The sequence below is a fragment of the Variovorax sp. W2I14 genome (assembly GCF_050435205.1).
GTDB lineage: Bacteria > Pseudomonadota > Gammaproteobacteria > Burkholderiales > Burkholderiaceae_C > Variovorax > Variovorax paradoxus_C.
The window spans coordinates 1864725-1891722 of record NZ_JBNDJX010000001.1 but is presented as its reverse complement, the minus strand read 5'-3'; the positions used below and the strand labels follow the sequence as shown (position 1 = coordinate 1891722).

Here is a 26998-nt window from a genome sequence, read left to right as displayed (position 1 = left end):
CGGCGCCATGGACACCCCCAAACGCGTGCTGATCGTCGAGGACGACGCCCACATCGCCGAACTGCTGCGCATGCACCTGCGCGACGAAGGCTATGCCATCGAACACGCCGCCGACGGCCATGCCGGCCTGCGCGAACTGGAGCGCGGCAACTGGGACGCGCTGGTGCTCGACCTGATGCTGCCCGGCGTCGACGGCCTCGAAATCTGCCGCCGCGCGCGGGCCATGGCGCGCTACACGCCGATCATCATCATCAGCGCGCGCTCGAGCGAAGTGCACCGCATCCTGGGCCTGGAACTGGGCGCGGACGACTACCTGGCCAAGCCCTTCTCGGTGCTGGAACTGGTGGCGCGGGTGAAGGCGCTGATGCGGCGCACCGATGCGCTCGCGCGCAATGCGCGCATGGAGTCGGGCAGCCTCACGCTGGGCAACCTGGACATCGAACCGCTGGCACGCGAGGTGCGCGTGGACGGCAAGCTCATCGAGCTCACGCCGCGCGAGTTCGACCTGCTGTACTTCTTTGCGCGCAACCCCGGCAAGGTGTTCTCGCGGCTCGATCTGCTCAACCAGGTGTGGGGCTACCAGCACGACGGCTACGAGCACACGGTCAACACGCACATCAACCGGCTGCGCACGAAGGTGGAGACTGATCCGGCGGAGCCGCGGCGCATCCTCACTGTGTGGGGGCGGGGCTACAAGCTCTCGCCCACCGGTGCAGGTGACGAGGGCGGTGCGTGATGGCTTGGGCCACGCTTTCTCGCCGTCTCTCGATGGTGTTCGCTGTGCTGCTGCTGGCTTGCTACGGCGCATCGGCGTGGCTGCAGATGCGGTCGAGCGGGCTGCATGAGCAGGAGGTGGTGCAGCGCCTGTCGGGTGGGCTCGCCGCGCACATCGCCGAGAACACCGAACTGATGCAGCCCGGTGGCCTCAACCAGGCCGCGGTGAAGGACCTCTTCGACAAGCTGATGGCCGTCAACCCCAGCGTGGAGGTCTACCTGCTGGGCCTGGACGGCCGTATCGAGGCGCAGGCCGCGCCGCCCGGGCACATGAAGCGCGAGCGCGTGACGCTGGAGCCGATCCGCAAGCTGCTCTCGGGTGCGCCGTTGCCCATCCTCGGCGACGACCCGCGCAGCGCCGACGCGGCCAAGGTGTTCAGCGCCGCGCCGCTGAAGATGGGCGGGCGCGATGCTGGTTACGTGTACGTGGTGCTGCAGGGCGAGGACTACGACGCGCTCGCGGCCAACGTCGCGACCGACAACGTGCTGCGCACCACGCTGTGGTCGATGGCGCTGGTCGCGCTGCTCGGGCTGATCGCAGGGCTGGCGGCGTTCAGGCTCATCACCCGGCCGCTGCGCGAGCTCACAAAGGCAGTCAAGCGCTTCGAGACCGAGGGCATCGCCTCGCTCGAAAGCGAAACGCCCACGCTGGAAAGGCTCTCGCACGGCACCGACGAAATCGCCCTGCTGGGCCAGGCCTTCACGCAGATGACGCGCCGCATCGCCGAGCAATGGCGCGAACTCACGCTTTCGGACCAGCAGCGCCGCGAACTCTTCGCCAACATCTCGCACGACCTGCGCACGCCGCTCACGTCGCTGCACGGTTATCTCGAAACGCTGCTGCTCAAGGCCGGCACGCTCAGCGACGAAGAGCGTCGGCGCTACCTGGAGATCGCGCTGGGGCAGAGCCGCAAGGTGGGCCGGCTCGCGCAGGAGGTGTTCGAACTCGCACGGCTCGAATACGGCGTGGTCAAGCCCGAGAAGGAGAACTTCGCGCTCGCCGACCTCGTGCAGGACGTGTTCCAGAAGTTCGAGCTCGCGGCCGAGGCCCGGCACCAGCAGCTTAGGCCCGACATCGCGCCGGGCCTGCCGGTGGTGTCGGCCGACCTCGGAATGATCGAACGCGTGCTGACCAACCTGCTGGACAACGCCATCCGCCACACACCGCCCGGCGGCGAGATCGAAGTGCAACTGCGGTCCGCGAACGCCGGCGTGGCTGTACAGGTAAGCGACACGGGCCCCGGCATTCCGGGCGAGCTGCAGAAGGGGCTGTTCGTGCGGCCCGTGTTCATGAGCGGTGCTCGCAGCGACGGCTCGGGCAGCGGCGGACTGGGGCTGGTGATCGTGCAGCGCATCCTGCAACTGCATGGCAGCGACATCCGGCTGGTGCCGCAGGCGGGCAAGGGGGCGGTGTTCCGCTTTCAGTTGGGCGGCGCCGCGGGCGCCTGACGTGATTCGGGTCTCCGGGCCGGCGTGGCGGTTCAGCCGCTCGATGCGGTCACCGCGTGGTACTCCCCTCGGACTCCCCTGGGTTTGCCTGTGCCGGCCGGCGCGGGCGCGATGCTACAAGAGCAGCGCGACACAACCCCAGGAGACACAAGACCATGCCCGCCTTCAAGACCGTCCTGATCGACAAGGACCCGCAGCATCCCCGCATCGCGCGCCTCGTGCTCAACCGCCCCGAGAAGCTCAACGCCATCGGCGACACCACGCCATCGGAAATCCGCCAGGCGGTCGAATGGGCCGAAGCCGACGACGAAGTGCACGTCATCGTGGTCGAAGGTGCGGGCCGTGCCTTCTGCGCCGGCTACGACCTCGGCGACTACGCCGAAGGGCACGGCCGCGAAGGCGAGGGCGACCACCCGTGCCGGCAGGAGAAAATGCCCTGGGACCCGATGCTCGATTACGCCGCCATGAAGCGCAACACCGACGACTTCATGGCCCTGTGGCGCTGCCGCAAACCCACCATCGCCAAGGTGCACGGCTACGCGGTGGCCGGCGGCAGCGACATCGCGCTGTGCTGCGACCTGCTGACCATGGCCGACGATGCGCGCATCGGCTACATGCCCACGCGCGTGTGGGGCTGCCCGACCACGGCGATGTGGACCTACCGGCTCGGCGCGATGCGCGCGAAGCAGTTGATGTTCACCGGCGACACCATCCCCGGCACGCAGGCGGCGAAATGGGGCCTTGCGAATTTCTCGGTGCCCGCCGACCAGCTCGACGACGCCACGCTGAAGCTCGCGCAACGCATCGCGGGCGTGCCGCGCTCGCATCTGATGATGCACAAGCTGGTGGTCAACCAGGTCTGGCATTCGATGGGGCTGGAGCAGACGCAGATGTTCGCGACCGTGTTCGACGGCATCACGCGGCACAACCCCGAGGGGATGTGGTTTCGCCGGCAGGCGGAGGCGGAAGGGTTCAAGAGCGCTGTCGCATGGCGCGACAGCGGCCGGGATATTCCGGAAGGCGACGAGGCGAGGGCGCTCGTCGCGGAGCTGGAAGCCAAGCTTGCAGCGGCGCGGGCGGCGGTACCGCCCGGCCAGTGAGTCGCTAGCTCAAACGCAAAGCCCGCTCACGGTGGCAGGCAGCTCCTGGCGACGGCCAGTTGGGCGCGCACACCCTTGATGGCGTCGCTGTCGTCAGGGCTCGAAGCATTCCGCGTGAACGCGCAACCGTAGAGCGGATTCGCCACAGTGCCTGGCGTCACCACGTCGTCGCCCGCCGGCTTCACCTTGTCCTGCTCCCACTGCACCATTGCGGCAAAAGCCTCTTCCTGCTCCTTGATGGTGAAGTCGCAGTGGGTCACACCGCGGATCGCCCGCTGCACCAGCCAGTCGCTGTTGCCCTTGGCTGCAACGCGCTTGTTGTAGATCTGCTCCATGCTGAAGGGCACGTAGAGATCGCCGAGCGTGTGGAGCGTGACCACCGGAACCTTGAACGCCCCGGCCGTCTTGGGGATCCAGCGCAAGCCGTCGGTGCGCAGGCGGTTGGCGTCTGGCACCGCCGTCAGCTTCTGTGCCGAGGCGTTCAATGCGTCCGTGCTCGCGGGGTCGCCGTTGATGAGGTAGGTGAAGCGGTTGGTGTCGAGCGTGCTCTTGTTGAGGATGCCGTTGACCGTGCCGTCGCTGCCGAAGACGCCCCATACCGCCAGGAATGAGCGACCGCCGCCGAGGCCCAGATCGAACAGCGGACGCGGGCCGCCGGTCAGGTTCATGACGACCGCGGCGTACTGCTGGCCGAGCGGAGTGGTCGGAACGATGCTGCTCGCCGTGAATGTGCCGAACAGCGCCGGTGTGACCTGGCCCACGATCTCGGCCCATTTAGGCGTCGGGTAGCTCGCCTGGCCCGCCAATGCCTGTGCTGCCACCTGGGCGCCTGCGAAGTAGTCGAACAACTCGGTGTCGCCGAGCACGCCACACATCGGTACCGCGCCGTCGTACTTCACCTTGTGGTTGGCGGTGGCGAAGGTCTCGTCCTCGATGGCCGCCGCGGTGATGTGGCCGCCCATCGAATGGCCCGTGATGAAGGTCTTGCCCGGGGCGGGCAGTTCGCGGCCGTTGGCCTTGGCGATGGCGTTGAACTGCAGCGCGAGGGCGTTGGTGTCCTCCACGCCGGCACGCACGTCGTAGAAGTTCTTGCTGTAGCTCGATGCGGCCCAGGCATAGCCGTTCTGGATCAGGTAGCGGCGGATCGACGGGTCGGTGACGCTCAGCTCGTTGGTTTCGCCCGCATAGCCGTGCGCGTACAAGACGAGCTTGCCGTTCCACTCGGCGGGCACTTCGACGTGGTACTGCGCACCACCCAGCATGCCGGCCCAGCGGCTGGTGGTGGCGTTGTCTATCTTGTCGCTGGCGTCGGCCTTGAGCGCTGCGAAGGTGGTGGCCGCAGGATCGGCAGGCGCGAAGGAATTGCGGCTGTCCTGCAGCCGGGTTTCCTCTGCAACCGGGCCGGGCGGCGGTGCGGGCGGAGGCGGCGCTGGCGGTGCGGGCGCGGGAGCCGGCGGCAGCGGCGTGAAGGAAAAACCGTTTCCACCGCCCCCACCGCCGCAGGATGCGACGGCAAGGCTGGTGGCGAGGGCAAGGAGTGTCAGGCGCGCGGAATGCATGGGATGTCTCTCTCCGTTTCTTCTGGGTTCTTGGTTGAAGATCGCCGGCGCAGCGCTGCCCGGACGGCCATGAAGAACGACCGTGCTATTTCGCTGACCGGCGGCGCAGCGTAGGGGCGATGCCGGGCGCATCGGCCCGGGCTTTCCCGTAGCTGCTATCTCCTGCGCGACACCTGTGCTGGCGTACCGCAAATTCGTGAGAGCGCCCGGATAATCGACAGCCGATAGAGGGATGCAAGAAAACCAGCACTGGGGAGGACGGCATGCGCAACAGCAACAGCTATCTGATGCGTCATTGGCGCGGCGAGATGTCGCTCGGTGTTTCCTATTGGCTCAATGCCACGGTGTTCGGCGCGGGCGGCGCGATGCTGCTGGGCTCGCTGGCGAGGGAAACGCTGCGAAATGGGCACAACCTGCGGTTGTCTTCTTCGGTGGGTGTGGTGCTCATGGTGCTCGGCACCCTGATCTGGTTCTGGGGCGCGGTTGGCATCTGGCGCTCCGCGCGCCAGCATGTGTCGCGGGGCGGTTCGGCCGCATGGGCCGCGATTGCCAAGGTCATGGTGCTGGTGGGCGCGATCTTCTGGGGGACCCAGTGGACCCAGCGGCTGGGCCCGCAGGCGTGGGAATTGGCGCAGATTGCAGCGGGCCATGATCCGCTTCCGGCCGTCAGGATCAGCATCTCGCCCGACGGCCGCTCGGCTGCATTGGACGGAACCATGGGCGAGGGCTCGGCCAAGGCACTGCGCGCGGCCCTGGCCGGCGCGCCCGAAGTGAGGCGCCTTGAACTGCACTCAGTGGGCGGACGCATGCTCGAAGGCACTGCTATTGCGCAGATGGTGCGCGAGAGGAAGCTCGACACCTATGTGCAGGTTCAATGCGAAAGTGCCTGCACCCTCATATTTCTCGCGGGGCTCGAGCGCGCGGCGACGCCCAAGGCGCGCATCGGCTTTCATCGGCCGAGCTTGGTTGCAGCCAGCCTCAGAGACGAGAGCGCGATCACGGCTGACACGGTGGCTGAGTACCGGGCCGCGGGGATGCCTGCCGATTTCATCGACAAGATTACCCGGACCTCCGCCCAGTCGATGTGGTATCCGACTCACACGGAGCTGCTGGCCGCCAATGCCGTAACCCGTACCGCGACCGGCGGCGAGACCGTCGGCCGCATCGATCGCAAGTCGCGCGACAGCTTGCGTGCCATCTATGCGGCCGACCCGTTCTGGCAGGCCGTCGATGCGCGTTTTCCCGGGTCGCTGGACATGGCCGCCGACCGGGCATGGGCCGCCAGCGGACGCGGCGCGCCGGACATCGACGTCATCAAGGCCGGCAATACGGTGGCGGATGGCCTGACGATGCGCCTGCTGCGTACCGCACAGGACGCGCAGCTCGACGAATTCCTGGCACTGTTCAACAGTCAACTCGCCGCGGCCCGGGCGACCAGCGCGCAGAATTGTTCGAACTACCTGGCCGGCGCGGCGTTGGTGCCCGGCAGCATGCCCGAGGCGCTGGAAAAACGCGAAGAGCTACTGATACGCGCGATGCTGCAGGCCGAGCCGCGCCGGGATGTCCGGCCGCCTGCGCCGGAGGCACTGCACCGCGCGTTGGGGCCGGTGCTGGCGACGGTGCCCATGGCCCAGATCCAGATCGTCCAGAAGCTGCGGGCGCATGGCCATGAACCCGACGTGCAGTGCGAGGCGGCGCGCAACTTCTTCGGGGCCGTTGCCAAGCTTGCGCTGGCCGATCGCCGCGTGGTGCTGCATTCGATGTACCAGCGTTCGTCGGCAGTGAGCGCTTCGCCGGCGCGTGGCGGATGAGGTGCGCGGACGGGCGTCAGCCCTTGCGGCGCGTCACCACCACCGTGGCGTCCAGGCCTTCGTACGCCTCGGCATCGCCATACCAACTGCCCGAGATCGGCGCGGCCTGCGCCGGGTCGCGCGTGACGCCCACGCGGATGAGCTGTCCGCTGCCCATCAGGTTGTTGGTCGGATCGAACGCCAGCCAGCCGATGCCCGGCAGGTACGCCTGCAGCCAAGCGTGCGTGGTGCCGGCGCCGGTCATCGATTCGCCGGGCGCTTGAGCCGCGCGGTCGAGCGCGGCGTCGTAGAGGTAGCCCGAGACAAAACGGGTGGCGATGCCCAGGCGGCGCGCGGCTTCCATCATGAGCAGCGCGTAGTCGCGGCAACTGCCGCTGCCGAGCGCGAGCGTGGCCAGCGGTGTCTGCGTGCCTTCCTCGTCGCGCGCCTTGTATTCGAGGCTCTGGCCGATGTGCGCGTTCATGCGCGTGAGCACTTCGCGCGTGTTGTTGGGCTTGTCGCTGTGCAGGAACTGGTGCGCCCAGCGAATCAGCGTGCCGCTGGCATCGTCTTCGTGGTGCGGGCGCAGGTAGTGTTCGAGGTCCAGGCGCTCCTGCACCGAGTAGGCGAAGGGCAGGAATTCGGCGGCCGGATCGAGCGCGAGCTGGTCTTGCTGGGCCGGCACGTGCTCGATGGTGAACGAGCACACGATGCGCAGCTCGGTCGCTTCGCCCATCGGCTGCACCAGCGCGACGGAGTTGGAATGCGGGTCTTGAATGAGCCGCGTGAAAGCCTGGGGGCTCACCTGCAGATCGGTGGCGAGCACGCGCAGGTCGTGGCTGTCGCGGGGCCGGAACATCACCCGGTGCAAACCGAAGGTGACCGGCTTGTTGTAGCGATAGATGGTGGTGTGCGTGATGTCGTACTGAATGGCCATGGGGCATTCTCGTGCGTTCGCGGCGCGCGCAGTGGCTTGTTCTTGTGGGCGAATGCCGCAGAATCGGCGCCCGCTCGATCTTCGGGCGCCTTTTCTCTTTCTTTGTCACAGGGATTCCGGCCGCCATGTACTCCGCCACCTTCATCTTCGCCAAGAAGCAGTTCGACGACGAATTCCATCGCCTCGACCAGACCATCGCCGCGGCCGCGAAGTCGCTGCCCGGCTACCTGGGCGAGGAGACGTGGGAGAACACGGGCAACGGGCTGGTGTCGAACGTCTACTACTGGGATTCGCTCGACAACCTGCAGGCGCTGATCCGTCATCCGGTGCACCAGCAAGCCAAGGCGGCGCAGGCGAACTGGCTGGATGGCTACAAGGTGGTGATCTCCGAAGTGGTGCGCACATACGGGGACAGCCGGATCGACCACTTGCTGGCGCCGCCGCCACCTGGCGCAACGCCCTCCTAGAGCCGTTGCGTGCCGAGCGCCTTGGCCAGCGTGGCGGGCAACGGCAGCGGTTCGCCATGCCACTGCGCGGCCAGCAGTTCGGCGCAGAGGGCCGCGAAGCTGAGACCGCGCGAGCCCAATGCGGTGCAGGCCCAGAGGCCATTCGCCTCCTCGGTCAGCGGACCGACCAGCGGCCGACGGTCGCCCGAGGCACAGCGCACACCGACCCAGGCGTTGATTTCTCCGCGCTCGAAGGCCGGCGCCAATGCGGCGGCGGCAGCGGGATGCAGCCGGGCGAGGCGGTCGCGGTTCGCGGCGCTGTCGTCGGAGTTCGGGGCGAGATCGGTGCTGTCGCGGTCGAAGGTGGCGCCGGCCAGCCAGAGCAGGGCGCCTTCGACATCGGGCACGTTGGCGATCAGGTGGCCGTCGCCGTTGAGTGGCGTGGCTGGAAGGGCGCGGTCGTTGACGTGACCCCACGCGACCTGTCCGCGCACCGGCTGAAGCGGCAGCCCCGGAGCGAAGCGGCCCGACTCGAAGCCGGCCGCGACGACCACGCGGTCTGCATCGATCAGCAGTTCGTCCGCTGCATCGAACAGTTGCCAGCCGTCGGCGCCTCGGGTCGCTCGCGCCACCGAAGCGTTGCCGCGGAACTCGACACCCGGCTGACGCAGCCAGGCCTCGATCAACCGCGACGGGCGCACCCAGCCGGCACGCGCATGCCAGATGGAGGGCGCATCGGCCGGCAAGCCGGCTGCGGTCAACTGATCGGCGCTTGCGGGCCACGATTCATTGGGACCGCTGTCGCTCCAGCCGGCAGGCACGCGCGTATCGCCTTCGGGCCGGCGTTCCAGCACGCCGCTGGCGCGCCAGTCGTGGCCTTCTTCAAGCAGCCGTTCCAGTTCGAGCCAGGTGGCGCGGATGCCCGCGCGCGTGAGACGCGAGAGCAGGGCGTCGTCGGGCGACACATGGGGCGCCAGCACGCCGACCGGCAGTCCCGAGGCGCCAGATGCGGGACGCGAGGCCGCATCGAGCACCGTCACCTGCCATCCACGCCGCGCGAGGCTCGCGGCCACGGCCGCGCCCGCGAGGCCGGCACCGATCAAGGCGCAGCGGCCCGGCTCGATGCGCTCGGGCGCTGGCCCGCGGCGCCGCACCGTCCAGGCCGGCGCGAAGACGCCGCCGAGGCAGTCGCGCTTGGGCGGCAGGCCGGGGCGCTTTTCGAGCTGGAAGCCGTTCTGCGAGAGCGCATCCCGCACCTCACGCGCGCAGGTCCAAGTGGCAATGCCCGTGCCTTGACGGGCGAATCGCGACACCGCCTTCAGCGTGTCGGGGGACCACATCGCCGGATTCCGCTCGGGGCTGAAGCCGTCGAGGAAGATGCTGTCGGCCTCGAAGCGCTGGCCGCGCAGCATGGCCTGCACGTCGCCGATGCAGAGCGTGAGCAGGACGCGGCCTTCGTCGAAGGCGAGGCGGTGAAAGCCTGGCAGCAGGCCGTGCCACTGCGCAACCAGCTCGCCGGCCAGCGAGGCCAGTTCCGGATACGCCTCGGCAGCCCGCAAGAGATCGCCGGCCCCAACTGAATGCGCCTCGACCGAGACGAAGTGCAGCATCCGCGGCCGGTTCGCATCCGAACGCCACGCCTGCCAAGTCGTCAGGAAATTGAGGCCCAGCCCGAAGCCGGTTTCGAGAATCCGCCATTGCGGTTGACCGGCCCATGCTTGCGGCAGGCCGCAGCCGCCCAGGAACACATGACGCGACTGCGCCAGTGCTCCGGTTTCCGTGTGATAGATGTCGTCGAAGCGTTCGCTGCGCGGGACGCCGTCGGAGCGCCAGGCCACTGGCTCAGCGGTCACGGCGGGCAGGAAAGTTCAGGCCGCTGGAGGAGGAACGTAGCCTTGCGCCACGTCGGCGCCTTCGCCGAAGAAATGCTTTTCCATCTGCCGCGCCAGGTACTGGCGGGCGCGCAGATCGGCCAGGTTCAGCCGGTTTTCATTGACCAGCATGGTTTGTTGCTTGAGCCAGGCGGCCCAGGCTTCCTTGCTGACGTTTTCCCACAGGCGCTTGCCCAGGTCGCCGGGGTAGGGCGGGAAGTCGAGCCCTTCGGCCTCTTTGCCGAGCTTGATGCACTGAACCATGCGTGCCATTTTTTTGCCTCTTGGGTGGGGTAAGCGTGTCGCTTAGTTGATTTGGCTATTTAGAACTGAAAACTTGGTCGTTCCAGTTTCTATATGTCGTATTGAGAATACGCAGCTTCATTGATATGCCTTTTTAGAGCAAGACACCATGAGCTTTCGCCGCGACTTTATCAAGCTTTCCCTGGGCGCCGGCGTGGCCGGTGCCTTGGCCCTGTCGGCGTTGCCGACGTTTGCCCAAGGAACTGCGGCCGCCAAGGGCCCCGTGACGCTGCTGAACGTCTCGTACGACCCGACGCGCGAGCTCTACGTGGACTACAACCAGGCCTTCGCCAAGTACTGGAAGGGCAAGACCGGCCAGGACGTGACGATCAAGCAATCGCACGGCGGCTCGGGCAAGCAGGCCCGCTCGATCATCGACGGCATCGATGCCGACGTGGCCACGCTGGCGCTGGGCGGCGACATCGATGCGCTCGTCACCCACGGCGGCCTGGTCAAGGCCGACTGGCAGAAGCGCCTGCCGCTCAACTCGGCCCCTTACACCTCGACCATCGTGTTCCTGGTGAAGAAGGGCAATCCCAAGGGCCTGAAGGACTGGGACGACCTGGTCAAGCCCGGGGTGCAGGTGATCACCCCCAACCCCAAGACCTCGGGCGGCGCCCGCTGGAACTACCTCGCGGCCTGGGAATTTGCCAAGCGCAAGTACGGCGGCGACGCCAAGGCCAAGGAATACATCGGCAACCTGTTCAAGAACGTGCCCGTGCTGGACACCGGCGCGCGCGGCTCGACCATCACCTTCGTGCAGCGCGGCGTGGGCGACGTGCTGCTGGCCTGGGAAAACGAAGCTTTCCTCGCGCTGAAGGAGTTCGGTCCGGACAAGTTCGAAATCGTCGTGCCGTCCATCTCCATCCTGGCCGAGCCCAGCGTGACGGTCGTCGACAAGGTCGTCGACAAGAAGGGCACGCGCGCCGTGGCCGAGGAGTACCTGAAGTACCTGTACTCCGACGAAGGCCAGGACATCGCGGGCCGCAACTTCTACCGCCCGACCGGTGAAAAGGCCAAGGCCAAGTACGACAAGCAGTTCCCCAAGCTGACGCTGGTGACCATCGACCAGGCCTTCGGCGGCTGGGCGAAGGCGGACAAGGAGCACTTCGCAGACGGTGCTTCGTTCGACCAGATCTACACAACCAAGCAGAAGTAATCCGCGCTACCGAGCCGGTTGTGATGGCGCCCGTTTCGCGAGCGCCGCGACCCGGCACGCCCTGAATTTCCGAAGAAAACCGAAAGCCTCCCGTGTCCGTTCTCCTGATTGCCGGCAGCCCCTCGGCCCCGTCCCGCTCCACCGCCTTGCTCGAGGCCGTGGGCGAGCGGCTGGCCAAACGCCATGCCCGCATCGAGCGGCTCGCGATCCGCGACCTGCCGGCACAGGCGCTGCTGCTGGCCGAGTGGAACCATCCGGCCATCGAACGCGCCATCGCCCAGGTGGCGGCGGCCCGCGTGATCGTGGTGGCCACGCCCGTCTACAAGGCGGCATACAGCGGCGTGCTGAAGGTCTTTCTCGATCTGCTCGCGCAGAACGCGCTCAAGGGCAAGACCGTGCTGCCGCTGGCCACCGGCGGCAGCCCCCATCACATGCTCGCGCTCGACTACGCACTGCGGCCCGTGCTGCAGTCGCTGGCGGCGCGCCACATCCTGCCGGGCGTCTACGCGAGCGATTCGCAGATCGTGCTGACGCCCGAGAACGCCTACCAGGTGCACAACGACCTGGCCGAGCGACTGAACGAGGCCGTCGAGGTGCTTGCGACCGAAGGCCTGAAGCTGCCCGCAACGCACGGATTCGAACCCGTTCCTTTCTCTCGCGTGCGATGTAGCGTCTGACGACCGGGCTCATCGTCGAGCCCGAGTTCAGCCAGACCCATCGCCGTCCCCGTTTTTCGAAGCCGCCTGTACGCGGCAAGGGGACAGCTTTGCCCAAAAGTTTTGCACCAAGGAATCCCCGCATGAACCCCGTCGCCACCGAAGACTCCGCGCTCGAGACGCCACCGCGTTCCTTCTGGCACGCGTTGGGCGACCTCGTCGTCAGCGCCATCGTCGTCAGCGCCATCGCGCTGATCGTGAGCTTCATTTCCGCCGCGTGACCGCGTGGCGCCCCAACACCCCAAGACAGCCATGAACCGTATTTCCATTCCTCGCCGCCGCCTGATCCAGGGCGCAGCCGCAGCCATTGCGCTGCCTTCGTTCGCCGCACTGGCCCAGGCGCCCGCGCGCCAGTTCCGCATCGGCAACCAGAAGGGCACGCTCAACATCCTGAAGGGCCGCGGCACGCTGGAGAAGCGGCTCGCGCCGCTGGGCGTCACGGTCAAGTGGACCGAGTTCACGGCCGGCCCCGTGCAGCTCGAAGCGTTGAACGTCGGTTCGATCGACTTCGGCGATGTCGGCGAAGCGCCGCCCATCTTCGCGCAGGCCGCCGGTGCACCGCTGGCCTACGTGGCCGCCACGCAGCACCGCCCGCAGACCGAAGCCGTGCTGGTGCCCAAGGGCTCGGCCATCAAGACCGTGGCCGACCTCAAGGGCAAGAAGATCGCGCTCAACAAGGGTTCGAACGTCCACTACTTCATCGTCAAGCTGTTCGAGAAGCACGGCCTCTCGTATGCCGACCTGAACCTGGCCTACCTGCCGCCGGCCGATGCGCGCGCCGCGTTCGAAAAGGGCTCGGTCGATGCGTGGGTGATCTGGGACCCGTTCCTCGCAGCCGCGGAGAAAACGCTCGACGCGCGCATCCTGGCCGACGCCACGGGCGTGGTGGGCAACCGGGCCTACTACTTCTCGTCGCTCGACTACGTGGCGAAGAACGCCGACGTGATCGCCATTGCGGTCGAAGAGATCAACAAGGTCGAAGCCTGGGGCTCCGCGAACAAGGGGCAACTCGCTGCCGAGCTGGCCGCGCTGTGGGGCCTGCCCAAGCCGGTGGCCGATGTCACGGTGAATCGCACCGCCTACGGCATCACGCCGATCACCAAGGCCATCCTCGCCGAGCAGCAGAAGATCGCCGATACCTTTTTCGAGCTCAAGCTGATCCCCAAGAAGATCAACGTGCTCGAAGCCGCCGGCGCGGGAGTCGCGTGATGCAGATCTTCTGGTTCCTTCCGACGCACGGCGACAGCCGCTATCTCGGCACGAGCGAGGGCGCGCGCCCCATCGACCTGGCCTATCTGCAGCAGATCGCGGGCGCGGCCGACAACCTCGGCTACGAAGGCGTGCTGATTCCCACCGGCCGTTCGTGCGAAGACCCGTGGGTGATCGCCTCCAGCCTGATCGGCTCGACGAAGAAGCTCAAATTCCTGGTCGCGGTGCGCCCGGGCCTGCACCAACCCAGCCTTGCCGCGCGCATGGCCGCAACCTTCGACCGGCTCTCGGGAGGGCGCCTGCTCGTGAACCTCGTGACCGGTGGCGACCAGGCCGAACTCGAAGGCGACGGCGTGTACCTGGACCACGCGTCGCGCTACGAGCAGTCGGCCGAGTTCATCCGCATCTGGCGCGAGATCCTCACGCGCAGCCATGATGGCCAGGGCTACGACTTCGAAGGCAAGCACCTGAGCGTGAAGGGCGCCAAGCTGCTGTATCCGCCGGTGCAGACGCCGTACCCGCCCGTGTGGTTCGGCGGCTCGTCGGCCGCTGCGCACGACCTCGCGGCAGAGCAGGTCGATGCGTACCTGACGTGGGGCGAGCCGCCCGCCGAAGTCGCCAGGAAGATCGCCGACGTGCGCGCCCGCGCCGAGAAGCAGGGCCGCCGTGTCGAGTTCGGCATCCGCCTGCACGTGATCGTGCGCGAGACCGAAGACGCCGCGTGGAAGGCCGCCGAAGAACTCATCAGCCGCGTGGACGACGACACCGTCATCCGCGCCCAGGCCGCCTTCGCGCGCATGGATTCGGAAGGTCAGCGCCGCATGGCCGCGCTGCATGCGGGCGGTGCGAAGCGTTCGCGCGCCGAGCTGGAGATTTCGCCGAACCTGTGGGCCGGCGTGGGGCTCGTGCGCGGCGGTGCCGGCACGGCGCTCGTGGGCGATGCGAAGACAGTCGCGGCGCGCATCGAAGAGTACGCAGCGCTCGGCCTCGACAAATTCATTCTCTCGGGCTACCCGCACCTGGAAGAGGCCTACCGCTTCGCCGAGCTGGTGTTCCCGCTGCTCTCGCGCAAGGCGCAGGCAAGGCTGGCCGGCGGTTCGCTGAGCGGGCCCTTCGGCGAAGTCGTCGCCAATCTCGACGCACCTTCGCGCCTCGTCTCCCAGAGCTGAACAAGGAATCCTCATGACTGAACAAGTGCAGGAGCTTCCGGTGGCTTCGAACGACGAAGGCGCAGGCACCGGCAATGCGTTCAAGGCCTTCGGCCTCAACGTTCTGGGCCGCCTCGTTCCCTGGCTCGTGCCGGTGGGACTCATCGTGTTCTGGCAGATCGCCTCGTCGCTCGGCTGGCTCTCGACCCGCGTGCTGCCAGCGCCGGTCGACGTGGTCAAGGCCGCATGGTCGCTCACCGTGTCCGGCGAACTCTGGACGCATGTGAAGGTCAGCGCGGGCCGTGCGCTCGCAGGCCTGGCCATCGGCGGCGGCGCCGGGCTGGCGCTGGGCCTGCTCACGGGCTCGGTGAAGTTCGCCGAGACGCTGCTCGACTCGACCATCCAGATGGTGCGCAATATCCCCGCGCTCGCGCTGATTCCGCTGGTCATCCTGTGGTTCGGCATCGACGAATCGGCCAAGCTTTTTTTGATCTCGGTGTCGGTGTTCTTTCCGATCTACCTCAACACCTTTCACGGCATCCGCAACGTCGATCCGCAGCTCATCGAAATGGGCCGCACCTACGGCCTCACGCGCTGGCAGCTTTACCGCGAGGTGATCCTGCCGGGCGCGCTGTCGTCGATCCTCGTGGGGCTGCGTTTCTCGCTCGGCCTCATGTGGGTGATCCTGATCGTGGCCGAGACCATCTCGGCGCAGGCCGGTATCGGCTATCTCACGATGAACGCCCGCGAGTTCCTGCAGACCGACATCGTGCTGGTGGGCATCCTGCTGTATGCGCTGCTCGGCAAGCTGGCCGACCTGTTCGCGCGCGGCCTGGAGCAGTGGTGGCTGCGCTGGCACCCCGGTTATCAGAAGAAGCCGAAGTGAGAGCAGGGCAGATGAACCATTCCATTTCCCGCCGCACAGCCATTGCCACGTTGGGTGCTCTGGGCGCAGGTGCCGTGCTGGCGCAAGGCGTCGCACCGAGGCCCGTTACCGTGCGCTTCGGCTACCAGAAGTCGTCGACGCTGACGGCGCTGCTCAAGGCCCAGGGCACGCTCGAAAAGCAACTTGCACCGCTCAATGCCACGCTGAGCTGGCACGAGTTCACCAGCGGCCTGCCGCTGCTCGAGGCGCTGAACCTCGACAACCTGGACATCAGCGCCGACGTGGCCGACACGGTGCCCGTGTTCGCGCAAGCCGCTGGCGCCGAGCTGACCTTCATCGCGCAGGAAGCGCCGTCGCCCGCCGCGCAGGCAATCGTCGTGCGCGAAGACTCGCCGATCACGACCGTGGCTGACCTGAAGGGCAAGAAGGTCGGCTTCGCGAAGGCGGCCGGCGCGCACTACCTGCTGATCGCCGCGCTGGAGAAAGCCGGCCTCTCGTTCAAGGACATCGTGCCCGCGTACCTCACGCCCGCTGACGGGCGCGCCGCCTTCGAGAAAGGCGCGATCGACGCGTGGGTGGTCTGGGACCCGTTCCTCGCCGCCGCGCAGCGCCAGTCGAAGGTACGCATCCTGGCCGATGGCGCGGGCATCGCGTCGTACCAGCGCTACTACCTCGCGAGCACCAAGTTCGCGAAGGCGCGGCCCGACGTGCTGCGCGTGGTCTACGCCGAACTCGAGAAGACCGGCAAGTGGGTCAAGCAGAACCCGAAGGACGCCGCCGCGCTGCTGTCGCCCGTGTGGGGCCTGGACGCCGCCACCATCGAACAAGCCAACAGCCGCCGCAGCTACGCGGTGCGCCCGGTCGTGGCCGATGGCCTCGTCGAGCAGCAGCGCATTGCCGATGCGTTCTTCGGCGAAAAGCTGCTGCCCAGAAAACTCAATGCGCTCGACGTCGCGCTGTTCAAACCCGGAGCCTGAAGCCCATGAGTGCCGTTCTGAAAGACATCCAACCCCAGGCCCAGGCCCAGGCCCAGGCCCAGGCCCAAGCCCAAGCTATTGCAGGCGGCGTGCGCCTCGAAACGCGCGGCCTGCACAAGCGCTATGGCACGCGAGACGTGCTGCGCAACACCAAGCTCACCATCGAGCCCGGCCAGTTCATCGCCATCGTGGGGCGCAGCGGCTGCGGCAAGAGCACGCTGCTGCGGCTGATCGCGGGGCTCGAAGAGGCGACCTCCGGCGGCCTGTACACCGACGGCAAGGCCGTGAACGGCCTGCACGACGACACCCGAATCATGTTTCAGGAGGCGCGCCTTCTGCCCTGGCGCCGTGTGCTCGACAACGTGACGCTGGGTTTGTCGAACGACGCCAAGCCGCGCGGCAAGGAAGTGCTCGCGCAAGTCGGCCTGGCCGACCGCGAGAACGAATGGCCGGCGCGGCTGTCGGGCGGACAGCGGCAGCGCGTGTCACTCGCACGGGCGCTGGTGCATCACCCGCGCCTGCTGCTGCTCGACGAGCCGCTGGGCGCGCTCGACGCGCTCACCCGCATCGAGATGCACCGGCTCATCGAAAACCTCTGGCAGCGCCACCGCTTCACCGCCTTGCTGGTGACGCACGACGTGCAGGAAGCGGTGGCCCTGGCGGACCGCGTGATCCTGATCGAAGACGGCCGCATCGCGCTGGACGAAAACATCGCACTGGCCCGCCCGCGCTCGCAGGGCGACCCGGCCTTCGCGGCCATCGAAAAACGCATCCTCGACAGGGTGCTGCAAAAGCCCGAAGAGGTTGAGAGCAGCACCGACGCCAGCTGGCTTGGTACCCCGGCGCATGCACTGCGCTGGGCGATCTGATGCTCGCAGCCGTTCGACGTCCACAACCGCTTGATGCCCATAACCGTTCGGGCTGAGCTTGTCGAAGCCTTGCGCAGCGCTTCGACAAGCTCAGCGTGAACGGACTGTTGTTGTTCTTCTTCCTGCTTCTTTTTCTTTTTGTTCTTTCCACCCCTGAAAGGCTCTCGCATGTCGCAGAACTGGAAATTCGAAACCCTGTCGGTCCACGCCGGCTACTCCCCAGAGCCGACCACGCGCGCCGTCGCACCGCCGATCTACCAGACGGTCGCCTACGCGTTCGACAGCGCGCAGCACGGCGCGGACCTCTTCGACCTGAAGGTGCCGGGCAACATCTACACCCGCATCAACAACCCGACGCAGGACGTGCTGGAGCAGCGCGTGGCCGCGCTCGAAGGCGGCATCGCGGCGCTCGCGCTGGCCTCGGGGCAGGCGGCCGTGACCTACGCGATCCAGACCATTGCGGAGGCAGGCGACAACATCATCAGCAGCACGGCGCTCTACGGCGGCACCTACAACCTGTTTGCGCACACGCTGCCGCAGTTCGGCATCACCACGCGCTTCGCGGACCACCGCGACCCGAGCAGTTTCGAGAAGCTGTTCGACGACAAGACCAAGGCGGTGTTCGTCGAGTCGCTGGGCAACCCGGCGGGCAACGTGACCGACATCGCGGCCATTGCCGAGATCGCGCACCGCCATGGCGTGCCGCTGATCGTGGACAACACCGTGCCTTCGCCGTACCTGAGCCGGCCCATCGAGCACGGCGCCGACATCGTGGTGCATTCGCTCACCAAGTACCTGGGCGGCCACGGCACCAGCATCGGCGGCGCGATCGTCGATTCGGGCAAGTTCCCGTGGGCCGAGCACAAGGCGCGCTTCAAGCGCCTGAACGAGCCGGACGTGAGCTACCACGGCGTGGTCTACACCGAGGCGCTGGGCCCGGCCGCCTACATCGGCCGCGCGCGTGTGGTGCCGCTGCGCAACACCGGCGCGGCCATCTCGCCGTTCAACGCCTTCCTGATCCTGCAGGGCATCGAGACGCTTGCGCTGCGCATGGACCGCATCAGCAGCAATGCGCTCAAGGTGGCGCAGCACCTGAAGACGCACAAGGCGGTGAATTGGGTCAACTACGCAGCGCTCGAAGACCACCCCGACCATGCGCTGGCGAAGAAGTACTTCGGCGGCAAGTCCAGCGGCGTGCTGACCTTCGGCATCGGCAGCGGCCGTGAAGGCGGCGCGAAATTTCTAGATGCGCTCAAGCTCTTCACGCGCCTCGTGAACATCGGCGACGTGCGCTCGCTGGCGACGCATCCGGCATCGACCACGCACCGGCAGTTGTCGCCCGAAGAACTCGCCAAGGCCGGCGTGACGGAAGACACCGTGCGCCTGTCGGTCGGCATCGAGCACATCGACGACCTGATTGCGGACCTCGATGTGGCGCTCGCGGCTGCGTCCTGACCGCTCCGATGAGCGGAAAACCATGACAACACTCAACGCCATTCCCGAAGCGGCGCTCGACCAGCTCTTTCGCAAGGCGCGCACCGTGCACGCCTTCCAGCCGGTGCCCATCACCGACGAGTTGATCCACCAGCTCTACGACATCGTGAAGTGGGGACCGACCGCCTACAACGCGCAGCCCGCGCGCTACGTGTTCGTGCGCAGCGAGGAGGGCAAGGCGAAGCTGAAGCCCGCGGTCTCGTCCGGCAACACGGCGCAGACGCTGGCCGCGGGCGTGACGGTGATCGTGGCGCAAGACACGCGCTTCTACGAGCACCTGCCCGCGCAGTTTCCCGCCTACGACGCCAAGCCTTTCTTCGAGAAGAGCGCCGAGGCTGCAGCGGCCACAGCGTTTCGCAACAGCAGCCTGCAGGGCGCCTACCTGATCCTGGCGGCGCGCTCGCTCGGCCTCGACGTGGGGCCGCAGTCGGGCTTCAACGCGGATCTGGTCGACAAGGCCTTCTTCCCCGACGGTCGCTATCGCGCCAACTTTCTCGTGAACCTTGGCGTGGCCGACCACGCCGGCACCTTCGAGCGCGGGCCGCGGCTCGCGTTCGACGAGGTGGCGGAAATCGTCTGATCTCCCCATCCCATCCATCCTTTGCTTTATTTCTTCATCCTGAAAGAGAAACCATCATGTCCATCCAAGCCATCAACGTGCGCAACCAGTTCAAGGGCAAGGTCCGCGAAATCATCCGCGGCGACGTCGTCTCCGAAGTCGATGTCGAAACCGCCTGGGGCATCGTGACCTCGGTCATCACCACGCGCTCGGTCGACGAACTGCAATTGAAGGTTGGCTCCGACGTGGTCGCGCTCGTGAAGTCGACCGAGGTTTCGATCGCGAAGCTCTGAGGCGGCAGCCACTGTATTTTTATCAAGCGGGCCGCTCGACGTTCTTCGGACTTCGGGCGGCTTTTTGCCGTGCGTGTATTTCGTTCAATTCGATCTCGACCTGGGAGGAATTCATCGAATCAAAAAATTGTTTAGGATCAACTATTGATATTCTTAGTTAACCTTTTTCTCACTCAAACTCTCTGCCATTTGTCGATAGATGGGGCACTGGGTGAGCAAGAAAATCGTGACCGAGAAAAGTGTTTCCTCAATCAGCAGCGGTCACCTCGCGATCGCCGGGGCGATGCTTCTTCCACTGGTGGGAATAGGGATGTTGGCCTTCATTCACCGCGATGACTTTCGTCGCTGGCGGTGGGATTCAGTCGAGCACTGGATGCTGTTGGCGTCGGCCATCTTCGTGACGGCTTCGCATGCCCTGATGGTGGTCTTGTTGTGCATGAAGCCCAAGGACAAAGCTGCCAGCGACGAGGACCGGGCGGGCTGAGTCTTCTTCCCGCTCACTGCAGCTTCGGCAGGAACGAAGTCTCCATGTGATAGCGCTTGGGGTTGTTCCGATCGATGTAGACCGGAATCCATTCCTGCACGTAGTCCGTCGGATCGAACCAGAGGTTGGCGCTGCGGAACACGTGCAGGCGGTTGTTCGATGTGTCGTGCCACTTGGCGACGATGCGGTAAGGGTGCTCGCCGTTCACCTCGAGGCTGCCGTTGAGTTCGACCTCCTGGAACTCGGCCTCGATGAGTTGGCCGTTCTGGCGCAGGTCGGCTTCCTTCTGTACGCTCCAGCGGCCGAAGGCGATGATGCCGCCGCCGATGCCCGCGAAGATCACGCCCATGATCGTGAGGGCGAGCTTGGCCTCGGGGTCCACGAAGATGGCGCCGACCAGGAGCAGAAACCCGATGGCCAGGAAGAGCCACTTGATGAGGGTGATGACTTTGTGATCCATCGCGCGACTGTGCCTTTGTTTCGCGCAGGTCGATATAGCCAACATGGCTTAGTCGAATGGGGCATGAGGAACTGCGAACAGCTTCCTTCCGGCCGGGGAAGGCGCCTCACAGAATCTTTGGAATCAACCCCAAAGAGGATCTTCGATGAGCGCTGTTCTTTCTTCCCCCGCCGTTGCACAAGACAACAACGAACTCGACATCGTCCGGCAGGCCGGCCACATCGGCGCCGAGGTGCGCGGCGTGCGGCTCTCGGGCGAGCTGCAGCCGGAGGTGTTCCGGTCGATCAGGGCCGCGCTCCTCAAGCACAAGGTGCTGTTCTTCCGCGGCCAGCAGCACCTGGACGACGCGCAGCAGCAAGCCTTCGGCCGCCTCTGGGGCGAGCTGGTGCCGCATCCGACCGTCCCCTCGAGGGACGGCACGAAGCTGCTGGAGCTCGATTCGCGCCACGGCGGCCGCGCCAACTCGTGGCACACCGACGTGACCTTCGAGGTGGCGTATCCGCAGGTGTCGATCCTGCGTGCGGTTGTCATTCCGGCTTACGGCGGCGATACGGTCTGGGCGAACACCGTGGCCGCCTACGAAAGCCTGTCGGACGACCTGAAGGCGCTGGCCGACCGGCTGCGCGCGGTGCATGGCAACGACTACGACTACGCCGCCTCGCGGCAGCCCGCCGACCTGGCCGACGAAGGCGTGAAGCGCTACAAGGAGGTGTTCACCCGGCGTCTCCTCGAAGCCGAGCACCCGGTGGTGCGCGTGCACCCCGAGACCGGCGAGCGCAGCCTTGTGCTGGGGCACTTCGTGAAACGTCTGGCCGGCCATTCGACTTATGACTCCCAGCATCTGCTGAGCGTGCTGCAGAGCCATGTGCACCGCCTGGAGAACACGGTGCGCTGGCGCTGGACGCAGGGCGACGTGGCGATCTGGGACAACCGGGCCACGCAGCACTACGCGATCAACGACTACGGCGACCAGCACCGGGTGGTGCGCCGGGTGACGGTCGCGGGCGATGTTCCCTATGGCGTGGACGGTGCGAAGAGCGTGGACCTGACGGCGCCCGCCGTACGCGCGGCCGAGGCGGCAGTTGCCTGACCCGGACGGCGAAGCTCGACGCGCTTCGTTCAGATGGGAAGCAGCTCGAAGAGCATCGCCGTGACGGTATGGATCGCGAGCAGGCCGGCGAAGAAGAGCAGGGCCTTCGCACTCGACCACAGTGCCTGGCCCACGGGCATGCTTCGCAGGAAGTAGAGCGGCACGCCGATCGGTGCGAGAAAGGCCGCCATGATGGCCGCCCCCGCGGGCGGATCGTTCCCGCGTGCGGCCGCATGAGCCTTGCACCAGCCGAATACCAGCGCCGCGAAGACCAACGCATAGACGACGGCGAGTGGGCTGGGGCTGCCGGGTTTCGCCATCAGGCAGTCGATGGCGCCCATTGAAGCGAAGAGAACCACGAGGTTGCGCAGGAAATGGATCGGTTTGGGCATGCGTTGTGAGTGCCGAGTAGTGCGCGGCTTCGCATTGTCTGAAGCGGCGGTGCGACGTATAGACCGATTGGTTGTTAAGAATTGACTTTTCAGTCGTTTGATGTCCGGGGCGACGCTCCTAGAGTGGTGGTCATCGCCATCAAAGGCGAATTCCAACGCACAACAGGAGCCTTACAGCATGTCAGTGGAAGTTGAAGATCTGGTCTTGCCCGAATCGCTGGAACAGGCGCGCGCCCAGGCCGCCGAAAACAACTGGTCCTACGCCGGCGGCGTCACGCCGCCGGTCGCCTGGGACCTGGTCCAGAAGGGCCAGGCCGTGCTGGTCGATGTGCGTTCCGGTGAAGAGCGCAAGTTCGTCGGCCATGTGCCCGAAAGCCTGCATGTGGCCTGGGCCACCGGCACCGCGCTCACGCGCAACCCGCGCTTCGCACGCGAGCTGGAAGCCAAGCTCGCCAAGGAGGGCGGCAAGGATGCCGTGGCACTGCTGCTGTGCCGCAGCGGCAAGCGTTCCGCGCTCGCCGCGGAGGCGGCCGCGAAGGCCGGCTTCAACAACGTGTTCAATGTGCTCGAAGGCTTCGAGGGCGAGATCGATGCGCATCAGCACCGCGGCGGTGCGGACGGCTGGCGCTTCCACAAGCTGCCCTGGGTGCAGGACTGAGTGCGCCCCCACAGAAGAACTCATACAGAACATTCAGGGAGAAAAAAACACATGGCCCATTTCGAGGTAGGCGACATCGTGCGCGCGCTGCATGGCGTGCGCGACGAGTGGCGCGATTCACAGAGGCGCTCGCGAGAGCCCGGCGCGCGGGAATTTCCATCGCGCGATGCGCTCACGCAGATCGTGGAATCGCTGAAAGGCGCGCTCTTTCCGATGCGGCTCGGCCCGCCGGACCTGCGCCACGAGAGCGAAGACTTCTACGTCGGCCACACGCTCGATGCCGCGTTGCAGGCGCTCCTGGCGCAGGCACGGCTGGAACTCAATTTCAATGCACGCCTGGAGCCGCGCGCGGTAAGCGAGATCGATGATGCGGCCACCGAAGCCGTGCGCCAGTTCGCGAATGCGCTGCCAGGCCTGCGCCGCCTGCTCGACAGTGACGTGCTCGCGGCCTATCAGGGCGACCCGGCGGCCCGCAGCGTCGACGAGGTGCTGCTGTGCTATCCGGGGGTGCTCGCGATGATTCATCACCGCCTCGCGCACCAGCTCTACAAGCTCGACCTGCCGCTGCTCGCGCGCATCGTGGCCGAACTCGCGCACGGGCAGACGGGCATCGACATCCACCCCGGCGCGCAGATCGACGCGGGCTTCTTCATCGACCACGGGACGGGCGTCGTGATCGGCGAGACGGCGGTCATCGGCAAGCGCGTGCGGCTCTACCAGGCCGTGACGCTCGGTGCCAAGCGCTTTCCCACCGACACCGAGGGCAACCTGCAGAAGGGCCTGCCGCGGCATCCGGTGGTGGAAGACGACGTGGTCATCTACGCTGGCGCGACCATCCTCGGCCGCGTGACGCTCGGCAAGGGCGCCGTCATCGGCGGCAACGTGTGGATCACCGACGACGTGAAGCCGGGCGCGAGCGTGACCCAGGCCAGTTTGCAGAACGCACCGAAAGCGAGCGCGCCATGAAAGCCTTTGTCGAAGATTTCGGCGTCACCGTGCGCCAGCTGCGCGAGGCGAATGGTTGGTCGCAGGAGCAGCTTGCAGAGCGCTCGGATCTCAATCGCTCGTATGTGGGCGAGGTGGAACGCGGCCGCGTGATCCCGTCGATCGTCACCGCGCAGAAGCTCGCGACGGCGCTCGGCATCAACATCGTGAACCTGCTCGCGCGCTGCGAGCAACTGGAGCAGTCGCGCCTTGCGAGGCGGATCAACTTGGCGGCTATAGCCTGTTGAGGGGAAACCCTTGGCGCCCGGACACTGGCAACCAATTTCTTCTTACCCCTGCCTATCTTTCACGGAGCTTTGATACATGAGCGCAACAGTCGGTGGTACCACCGCCCTTGGCGACAACGCCGCACGCCAGCTAGCCAATGCCACCAAGACAGTTCCCCAGCTCGAGACCATCAGCCCGCGCTGGCTGACGCACCTCCTGCAATGGGTGCCGGTGGAAGCGGGCATCTACCGCGTCAACAAGGTCAAGAACCCCGAGTCGATCAAGGTCACCTGCACTTCGCGCGAAGAAGAAAACCAGCTGCCGCGCACCTTCGTCGACTACGAAGAAAACCCCCGCGAGCACTACCTCAATGCCGTGAGCACCGTGCTCGACGTGCACACCCGCATCTCCGACCTCTACAGCAGCCCGCACGACCAGATCAAGGAGCAGCTGCGCCTCACGATCGAGACGATCAAGGAGAACCAGGAGAGCGAACTCATCAACAACCCCGACTACGGCCTGCTGGCTCAGGTGACCGACGAGCAGCGCATCTTTCCGTTGACCGGCGCGCCCACGCCCGACGACCTCGACGAACTGCTGACCAAAGTCTGGAAAGAGCCCGCGTTCTTCCTCACACACCCGCTCGCCATTGCAGCCTTCGGCCGCGAAGCCACGCGCCGCGGCACGCCGCCGCCGACCGTGAGCCTCTTCGGTTCGCAGTTCATCACCTGGCGCGGCATTCCGCTGATTCCGTCGAACAAGGTGCCGGTGGCCGACGGCAAGAGCAAGATCCTGCTGCTGCGCGTGGGCGACAAGCGCCAGGGCGTGGTGGGCTTGTTCCAGCCGGGCCTCTCTGGTGAGCAGAGCCCGGGGCTGTCGGTGCGCTTCATGGGCATCAACAACCATGCGATCGCGTCGTACCTGATCTCGCTGTACTGCTCGCTCGCGGTGCTGACCACCGACGCGCTGGCGGTGCTCGACGACGTCGAGATCGGCAAGTACCACGACTATCCCGACACCTACAAGTAAGCCGCGGTGAGTACACCCACGATTCCGGGCGAGGCGCCGTTCGATCCGGCCATCCTCGCGCGCATGGCGAGCGCCATGTTTTCCGCGCTGCCGGGCACGCCGCCGACCTCGTTGCCCGGCGTGGCGAGCGGGTTGGTGCCGGGCGCACAGTTTCCCGCCAACATCGCGCCGCCGGGCTCGCCCCTCGTGAGCCCCGCCGGCTTCGGGTCGAGCGTGCCGGGCACGCCGATTCCGCAAGGGCAGATTCCGGGCGCCAACGTGCTGCCTGCATCGCCGACCCAACTGCCTTCGCTCGCGAACCGCGCGCCGGCCTTGCTGCCGCATGCGGTCGCGGGCAATGGTGTGCCGGACAACGTGTTGTCCGTGGCGCCGGCTTTCGAGCCGCGCTCGGGCGGCGTGGTGCAGGGCGTGCCGCAGCAAGTTGGTGCACCTGTGGCGCCGCAGGCTGCGGCGTCGCCGTTCTACTTCCTGAGTGAGAGCCATGGCCATCCGTCGGCCGGTGCGACCTCCGCGATCTCACCGCCCGGGCAGGTCTTGCCCCCTGTCCCGCGTGCGGGAGAGGGCTGGGGTGAGGGAAGGGACGTTCAATCATTTGCTGGCGCTCCATCGCCGCAGCCCCTCACCCCAACCCTCTCCCCAGAGGGGCGAGGGAGCCAAACCCAGGTGCAGGGGAGTGAGAAGCCGCAGTTCTACTTCGTCGATGCGGTGCGCTTGCCCAACGGCTTCGTCACGCCGGCCAAGCCGGGCCCGCGCGGCCCTGACGCCGTGCCGCTCGCCGGCAGCGGCCAGCATCCGCCGTTCGATGTCAACGCCGTGCGCCGCGACTTCCCGATCCTGCAGGAGCGCGTGAACGGCAAGCAGCTCGTGTGGTTCGACAACGCAGCCACCACGCACAAGCCGCAATCGGTGATCGATCGCATTGCGTACTTCTACGAACACGAGAACTCGAACATTCATCGCGCGGCGCATGAGCTTGCTGCGCGTGCGACCGATGCGTACGAAGGCGCACGGGAGCGCGTGCGCAAGTTCATCAACGCGCCGGAAGTCGAGGAAGTGATCTTCGTGCGCGGCACCACCGAGGCCATCAACCTCGTGGCCAAGAGCTGGGGCGGGCAGCACGTGGGCGAGGGCGACGAGATCATCGTCTCGAACCTCGAGCACCACGCCAACATCGTGCCGTGGCAGCAGCTCGCCGCCGCCAAGGGCGCGAAGCTGCGCGTGATTCCGGTGGACGATTCGGGGCAGGTATTGCTCGACGAATACCGCAAGCTCCTGAACGACCGCACGAAGATCGTGGCCGTCACGCAGGTCTCGAACGCACTGGGCACCGTGGTGCCGGTGAAGGAGATCGTAGAGCTCGCGCACCGCGCCGGCGCCAAGGCGCTGGTCGACGGCGCGCAGTCGGTCTCGCACATGCGGGTGGACGTGCAGGACATCGGTGCCGACTTCTTCGTGTTCTCCGGCCACAAGGTGTTCGGCCCGACCGGCATCGGCGTGGTCTGGGGCAAGCGCGAAGTGCTCGAGGACATGCCTCCGTGGCAGGGCGGCGGCAACATGATTGCCGACGTGACCTTCGAGAAGACCGTGCTCCAGCCGATCCCGAACAAGTTCGAGGCAGGCACCGGCAACATCGCCGATGCGGTGGGGCTCGGCGCTGCGATCGACTACGTCAACAAGGTCGGCATCGAGAACATCGCGCGCTACGAACACGACCTGCTCGTGTACGGCATGCAGAAGCTCGGCGCGATCCCGGGTGTGCGGCTGATCGGCACGGCGGCCGACAAGGCGAGCGTGATGTCCTTTGTGCTCGACGGCTACACCACCGAGGATGTGGGCCATGCGTTGAACGACGAAGGCATCGCGGTGCGCACGGGCCACCACTGCGCGCAGCCGATCCTGCGACGCTTCGGTGTCGAGACGACGGTGCGGCCTTCGCTCGCGTTCTACAACACCTTCGACGAGGTGGATCGCCTGATCGCCGTGGTGCGGCGTCTCGCAGGGCAGCGACGCGCTGGCTGAGCGAAAACGCGTTCCCCCGATACGGCGGCCTTCATGGCCGCCGTTCTTTTTTGTTGCCCTGCCAACGCTGTGTCTCGTCCGGGATATCGCAAGCGCATTTGCACGGGGCCTGTGC

Annotated in this window: 29 protein-coding genes; 23 read left to right on the top strand and 6 right to left on the bottom strand. The window is 66.5% G+C overall.

Annotation, left to right across the window (positions count from 1 at the left end; genetic code table 11):
* Nucleotides 1-7 precede the first annotated feature (7 nt).
* From QF040_RS08815 to QF040_RS08805, 3 genes are all read left to right on the top strand, one after another.
* On the top strand, nucleotides 8-736 hold the full coding sequence (locus QF040_RS08815; protein ID WP_013541088.1) for a response regulator transcription factor: 729 nt from the start codon (nucleotides 8-10) through the stop codon (nucleotides 734-736).
* On the top strand, nucleotides 736-2223 hold the full coding sequence (locus tag QF040_RS08810) for an ATP-binding protein (RefSeq protein WP_429610717.1): 1488 nt from the start codon (nucleotides 736-738) through the stop codon (nucleotides 2221-2223). Before QF040_RS08815 ends, QF040_RS08810 begins: the two co-directional genes overlap by 1 nt.
* Before the next feature lie 155 nt (nucleotides 2224-2378).
* Entirely contained in the window at nucleotides 2379-3323 is a 945-nt protein-coding gene (locus QF040_RS08805) for a crotonase/enoyl-CoA hydratase family protein (protein ID WP_429610716.1), read from the top strand.
* Nucleotides 3324-3349: 26 nt separating this feature from the next.
* Here the strand turns inward: QF040_RS08805 and QF040_RS08800 are convergent, their stop codons facing one another.
* The gene (locus QF040_RS08800; protein ID WP_429610715.1) at nucleotides 3350-4882 is read right to left on the bottom strand and encodes an alpha/beta hydrolase family protein; all 1533 of its coding nucleotides are present in this window, start codon (nucleotides 4880-4882) and stop codon (nucleotides 3350-3352) included.
* 263 nt (nucleotides 4883-5145) lie between these two features.
* On the opposite strand from QF040_RS08800, the gene QF040_RS08795 reads away from it, so the two are divergent.
* Nucleotides 5146-6693 carry an ATP-dependent Clp protease proteolytic subunit gene (locus QF040_RS08795; protein WP_429610714.1) on the top strand — a complete coding sequence of 516 codons (1548 nt, stop codon included), beginning with the start codon at nucleotides 5146-5148 and terminating at the stop codon, nucleotides 6691-6693.
* 16 nt (nucleotides 6694-6709) lie between these two features.
* On the opposite strand, the gene QF040_RS08790 is transcribed toward QF040_RS08795, so the two are convergent.
* Nucleotides 6710-7609, bottom strand: coding sequence for a transglutaminase family protein (locus tag QF040_RS08790; RefSeq protein WP_013541092.1), 900 nt, complete (start codon nucleotides 7607-7609; stop codon nucleotides 6710-6712).
* Between the two features lie 125 nt (nucleotides 7610-7734).
* Between QF040_RS08790 and QF040_RS08785 the strand changes: the two genes are divergently transcribed.
* Entirely contained in the window at nucleotides 7735-8076 is a 342-nt protein-coding gene (locus QF040_RS08785) for an antibiotic biosynthesis monooxygenase (protein WP_429610713.1), read from the top strand.
* Here the strand turns inward: QF040_RS08785 and mnmC are convergent.
* Both mnmC and QF040_RS08775 read right to left on the bottom strand, forming a co-directional pair.
* Complete coding sequence (mnmC, locus tag QF040_RS08780) at nucleotides 8073-9908, bottom strand: FAD-dependent 5-carboxymethylaminomethyl-2-thiouridine(34) oxidoreductase MnmC (protein ID WP_429610712.1); 1836 nt, start codon at nucleotides 9906-9908, stop codon at nucleotides 8073-8075. The genes QF040_RS08785 and mnmC overlap by 4 nt on opposite strands.
* Before the next feature lie 15 nt (nucleotides 9909-9923).
* On the bottom strand, nucleotides 9924-10199 hold the full coding sequence (locus tag QF040_RS08775; RefSeq protein WP_013541095.1) for an oxidative damage protection protein: 276 nt from the start codon (nucleotides 10197-10199) through the stop codon (nucleotides 9924-9926).
* A 139-nt stretch (nucleotides 10200-10338) separates the two neighbouring features.
* Between QF040_RS08775 and QF040_RS08770 the strand changes: the two genes are divergently transcribed.
* The 12 genes from QF040_RS08770 to QF040_RS08715 all read left to right on the top strand — a co-directional run bounded on the left by QF040_RS08770 (nucleotide 10339) and on the right by QF040_RS08715 (nucleotide 20023).
* On the top strand, nucleotides 10339-11388 hold the full coding sequence (locus tag QF040_RS08770; protein WP_429610711.1) for a sulfate ABC transporter substrate-binding protein: 1050 nt from the start codon (nucleotides 10339-10341) through the stop codon (nucleotides 11386-11388).
* Between the two features lie 92 nt (nucleotides 11389-11480).
* On the top strand, nucleotides 11481-12065 hold the full coding sequence (gene ssuE, locus QF040_RS08765) for an NADPH-dependent FMN reductase (RefSeq protein WP_176657204.1): 585 nt from the start codon (nucleotides 11481-11483) through the stop codon (nucleotides 12063-12065).
* A gap of 122 nt (nucleotides 12066-12187) precedes the next feature.
* Nucleotides 12188-12325 (top strand): hypothetical protein, encoded by a 138-nt coding sequence (locus tag QF040_RS08760; protein WP_307505846.1) that lies wholly within the window; start codon nucleotides 12188-12190, stop codon nucleotides 12323-12325.
* A 31-nt stretch (nucleotides 12326-12356) separates the two neighbouring features.
* Nucleotides 12357-13313: a sulfonate ABC transporter substrate-binding protein gene (locus QF040_RS08755; RefSeq protein ID WP_429610710.1), complete on the top strand. Its 957-nt coding sequence runs from the start codon at nucleotides 12357-12359 to the stop codon at nucleotides 13311-13313.
* Entirely contained in the window at nucleotides 13313-14482 is a 1170-nt protein-coding gene (ssuD, locus tag QF040_RS08750; protein WP_429610709.1) for an FMNH2-dependent alkanesulfonate monooxygenase, read from the top strand. The genes QF040_RS08755 and ssuD overlap by 1 nt, the downstream gene beginning before the upstream one ends.
* 13 nt (nucleotides 14483-14495) lie before the next feature.
* The gene (gene ssuC / locus QF040_RS08745; protein WP_429610708.1) at nucleotides 14496-15347 is read left to right on the top strand and encodes an aliphatic sulfonate ABC transporter permease SsuC; all 852 of its coding nucleotides are present in this window, start codon (nucleotides 14496-14498) and stop codon (nucleotides 15345-15347) included.
* An 11-nt stretch (nucleotides 15348-15358) separates the two neighbouring features.
* Nucleotides 15359-16324, top strand: a complete 966-nt coding sequence (locus QF040_RS08740; RefSeq protein ID WP_429610707.1) for an aliphatic sulfonate ABC transporter substrate-binding protein — start codon at nucleotides 15359-15361, stop codon at nucleotides 16322-16324.
* Between the two features lie 5 nt (nucleotides 16325-16329).
* Nucleotides 16330-17193, top strand: coding sequence for an ATP-binding cassette domain-containing protein (locus tag QF040_RS08735; RefSeq protein ID WP_429610706.1), 864 nt, complete (start codon nucleotides 16330-16332; stop codon nucleotides 17191-17193).
* A gap of 168 nt (nucleotides 17194-17361) precedes the next feature.
* Complete coding sequence (locus QF040_RS08730) at nucleotides 17362-18648, top strand: O-acetylhomoserine aminocarboxypropyltransferase/cysteine synthase family protein (protein ID WP_429610705.1); 1287 nt, start codon at nucleotides 17362-17364, stop codon at nucleotides 18646-18648.
* A 22-nt stretch (nucleotides 18649-18670) separates the two neighbouring features.
* Nucleotides 18671-19267, top strand: a complete 597-nt coding sequence (locus QF040_RS08725; protein ID WP_429610704.1) for a malonic semialdehyde reductase — start codon at nucleotides 18671-18673, stop codon at nucleotides 19265-19267.
* 56 nt (nucleotides 19268-19323) lie between these two features.
* A complete protein-coding gene (locus QF040_RS08720) occupies nucleotides 19324-19539 on the top strand; it encodes a TOBE domain-containing protein (protein ID WP_007829250.1) in 216 nt (71 codons plus the stop codon).
* Between the two features lie 211 nt (nucleotides 19540-19750).
* Nucleotides 19751-20023: a hypothetical protein gene (locus tag QF040_RS08715; RefSeq protein WP_429610703.1), complete on the top strand. Its 273-nt coding sequence runs from the start codon at nucleotides 19751-19753 to the stop codon at nucleotides 20021-20023.
* A 13-nt stretch (nucleotides 20024-20036) separates the two neighbouring features.
* On the opposite strand, the gene QF040_RS08710 is transcribed toward QF040_RS08715, so the two are convergent.
* Entirely contained in the window at nucleotides 20037-20483 is a 447-nt protein-coding gene (locus tag QF040_RS08710; protein WP_429610702.1) for a hypothetical protein, read from the bottom strand.
* 145 nt (nucleotides 20484-20628) lie between these two features.
* Here QF040_RS08710 and QF040_RS08705 point away from each other — a divergent pair, with 145 nt between their 5' ends.
* Entirely contained in the window at nucleotides 20629-21573 is a 945-nt protein-coding gene (locus QF040_RS08705; RefSeq protein WP_429610701.1) for a TauD/TfdA dioxygenase family protein, read from the top strand.
* A gap of 29 nt (nucleotides 21574-21602) precedes the next feature.
* On the opposite strand, the gene QF040_RS08700 is transcribed toward QF040_RS08705, so the two are convergent.
* Nucleotides 21603-21965, bottom strand: coding sequence for a hypothetical protein (locus QF040_RS08700; protein WP_429610700.1), 363 nt, complete (start codon nucleotides 21963-21965; stop codon nucleotides 21603-21605).
* A gap of 178 nt (nucleotides 21966-22143) precedes the next feature.
* Between QF040_RS08700 and QF040_RS08695 the strand changes: the two genes are divergently transcribed.
* The 5 genes from QF040_RS08695 (at nucleotide 22144) to QF040_RS08675 (ending at nucleotide 26883) form a co-directional block, all read left to right on the top strand.
* On the top strand, nucleotides 22144-22623 hold the full coding sequence (locus QF040_RS08695) for a rhodanese-like domain-containing protein (RefSeq protein WP_429610699.1): 480 nt from the start codon (nucleotides 22144-22146) through the stop codon (nucleotides 22621-22623).
* A 51-nt stretch (nucleotides 22624-22674) separates the two neighbouring features.
* On the top strand, nucleotides 22675-23589 hold the full coding sequence (gene epsC, locus QF040_RS08690) for a serine O-acetyltransferase EpsC (protein WP_429610698.1): 915 nt from the start codon (nucleotides 22675-22677) through the stop codon (nucleotides 23587-23589).
* Complete coding sequence (locus tag QF040_RS08685; protein ID WP_013541111.1) at nucleotides 23586-23855, top strand: helix-turn-helix domain-containing protein; 270 nt, start codon at nucleotides 23586-23588, stop codon at nucleotides 23853-23855. Before epsC ends, QF040_RS08685 begins: the two co-directional genes overlap by 4 nt.
* Before the next feature lie 76 nt (nucleotides 23856-23931).
* Nucleotides 23932-24864 carry a family 2A encapsulin nanocompartment shell protein gene (locus QF040_RS08680; protein ID WP_013541112.1) on the top strand — a complete coding sequence of 311 codons (933 nt, stop codon included), beginning with the start codon at nucleotides 23932-23934 and terminating at the stop codon, nucleotides 24862-24864.
* Between the two features lie 63 nt (nucleotides 24865-24927).
* The gene (locus QF040_RS08675) at nucleotides 24928-26883 is read left to right on the top strand and encodes a family 2A encapsulin nanocompartment cargo protein cysteine desulfurase (protein WP_429614634.1); all 1956 of its coding nucleotides are present in this window, start codon (nucleotides 24928-24930) and stop codon (nucleotides 26881-26883) included.
* Nucleotides 26884-26998: the final 115 nt, after the last annotated feature.

Bases quoted from the DNA above. Each gene is read 5' to 3' on its own strand.
- QF040_RS08710 (WP_429610702.1), bottom strand. From the start codon at position 20,483: ATGGATCACAAAGTCATCACCCTCATCAAGTGGCTCTTCCTGGCCATC.
- QF040_RS08725 (WP_429610704.1), top strand. From the start codon at position 18,671: ATGACAACACTCAACGCCATTCCCGAAGCGGCGCTCGACCAGCTCTTT.
- QF040_RS08755 (WP_429610710.1), top strand. From the start codon at position 12,357: ATGAACCGTATTTCCATTCCTCGCCGCCGCCTGATCCAGGGCGCAGCC.
- QF040_RS08705 (WP_429610701.1), top strand. From the start codon at position 20,629: ATGAGCGCTGTTCTTTCTTCCCCCGCCGTTGCACAAGACAACAACGAA.
- QF040_RS08735 (WP_429610706.1), top strand. From the start codon at position 16,330: ATGAGTGCCGTTCTGAAAGACATCCAACCCCAGGCCCAGGCCCAGGCC.
- QF040_RS08675 (WP_429614634.1), top strand. From the start codon at position 24,928: ATGGCGAGCGCCATGTTTTCCGCGCTGCCGGGCACGCCGCCGACCTCG.
- QF040_RS08785 (WP_429610713.1), top strand. From the start codon at position 7,735: ATGTACTCCGCCACCTTCATCTTCGCCAAGAAGCAGTTCGACGACGAA.
- ssuD (WP_429610709.1), top strand. From the start codon at position 13,313: ATGCAGATCTTCTGGTTCCTTCCGACGCACGGCGACAGCCGCTATCTC.
- QF040_RS08760 (WP_307505846.1), top strand. From the start codon at position 12,188: ATGAACCCCGTCGCCACCGAAGACTCCGCGCTCGAGACGCCACCGCGT.
- QF040_RS08790 (WP_013541092.1), bottom strand. From the start codon at position 7,609: ATGGCCATTCAGTACGACATCACGCACACCACCATCTATCGCTACAAC.
- QF040_RS08815 (WP_013541088.1), top strand. From the start codon at position 8: ATGGACACCCCCAAACGCGTGCTGATCGTCGAGGACGACGCCCACATC.
- QF040_RS08680 (WP_013541112.1), top strand. From the start codon at position 23,932: ATGAGCGCAACAGTCGGTGGTACCACCGCCCTTGGCGACAACGCCGCA.
- QF040_RS08685 (WP_013541111.1), top strand. From the start codon at position 23,586: ATGAAAGCCTTTGTCGAAGATTTCGGCGTCACCGTGCGCCAGCTGCGC.
- QF040_RS08810 (WP_429610717.1), top strand. From the start codon at position 736: ATGGCTTGGGCCACGCTTTCTCGCCGTCTCTCGATGGTGTTCGCTGTG.
- QF040_RS08775 (WP_013541095.1), bottom strand. From the start codon at position 10,199: ATGGCACGCATGGTTCAGTGCATCAAGCTCGGCAAAGAGGCCGAAGGG.
- ssuC (WP_429610708.1), top strand. From the start codon at position 14,496: ATGACTGAACAAGTGCAGGAGCTTCCGGTGGCTTCGAACGACGAAGGC.
- QF040_RS08800 (WP_429610715.1), bottom strand. From the start codon at position 4,882: ATGCATTCCGCGCGCCTGACACTCCTTGCCCTCGCCACCAGCCTTGCC.
- QF040_RS08700 (WP_429610700.1), bottom strand. From the start codon at position 21,965: ATGCCCAAACCGATCCATTTCCTGCGCAACCTCGTGGTTCTCTTCGCT.
- QF040_RS08730 (WP_429610705.1), top strand. From the start codon at position 17,362: ATGTCGCAGAACTGGAAATTCGAAACCCTGTCGGTCCACGCCGGCTAC.
- QF040_RS08795 (WP_429610714.1), top strand. From the start codon at position 5,146: ATGCGCAACAGCAACAGCTATCTGATGCGTCATTGGCGCGGCGAGATG.
- QF040_RS08770 (WP_429610711.1), top strand. From the start codon at position 10,339: ATGAGCTTTCGCCGCGACTTTATCAAGCTTTCCCTGGGCGCCGGCGTG.
- QF040_RS08805 (WP_429610716.1), top strand. From the start codon at position 2,379: ATGCCCGCCTTCAAGACCGTCCTGATCGACAAGGACCCGCAGCATCCC.
- QF040_RS08720 (WP_007829250.1), top strand. From the start codon at position 19,324: ATGTCCATCCAAGCCATCAACGTGCGCAACCAGTTCAAGGGCAAGGTC.
- QF040_RS08695 (WP_429610699.1), top strand. From the start codon at position 22,144: ATGTCAGTGGAAGTTGAAGATCTGGTCTTGCCCGAATCGCTGGAACAG.
- epsC (WP_429610698.1), top strand. From the start codon at position 22,675: ATGGCCCATTTCGAGGTAGGCGACATCGTGCGCGCGCTGCATGGCGTG.
- QF040_RS08740 (WP_429610707.1), top strand. From the start codon at position 15,359: ATGAACCATTCCATTTCCCGCCGCACAGCCATTGCCACGTTGGGTGCT.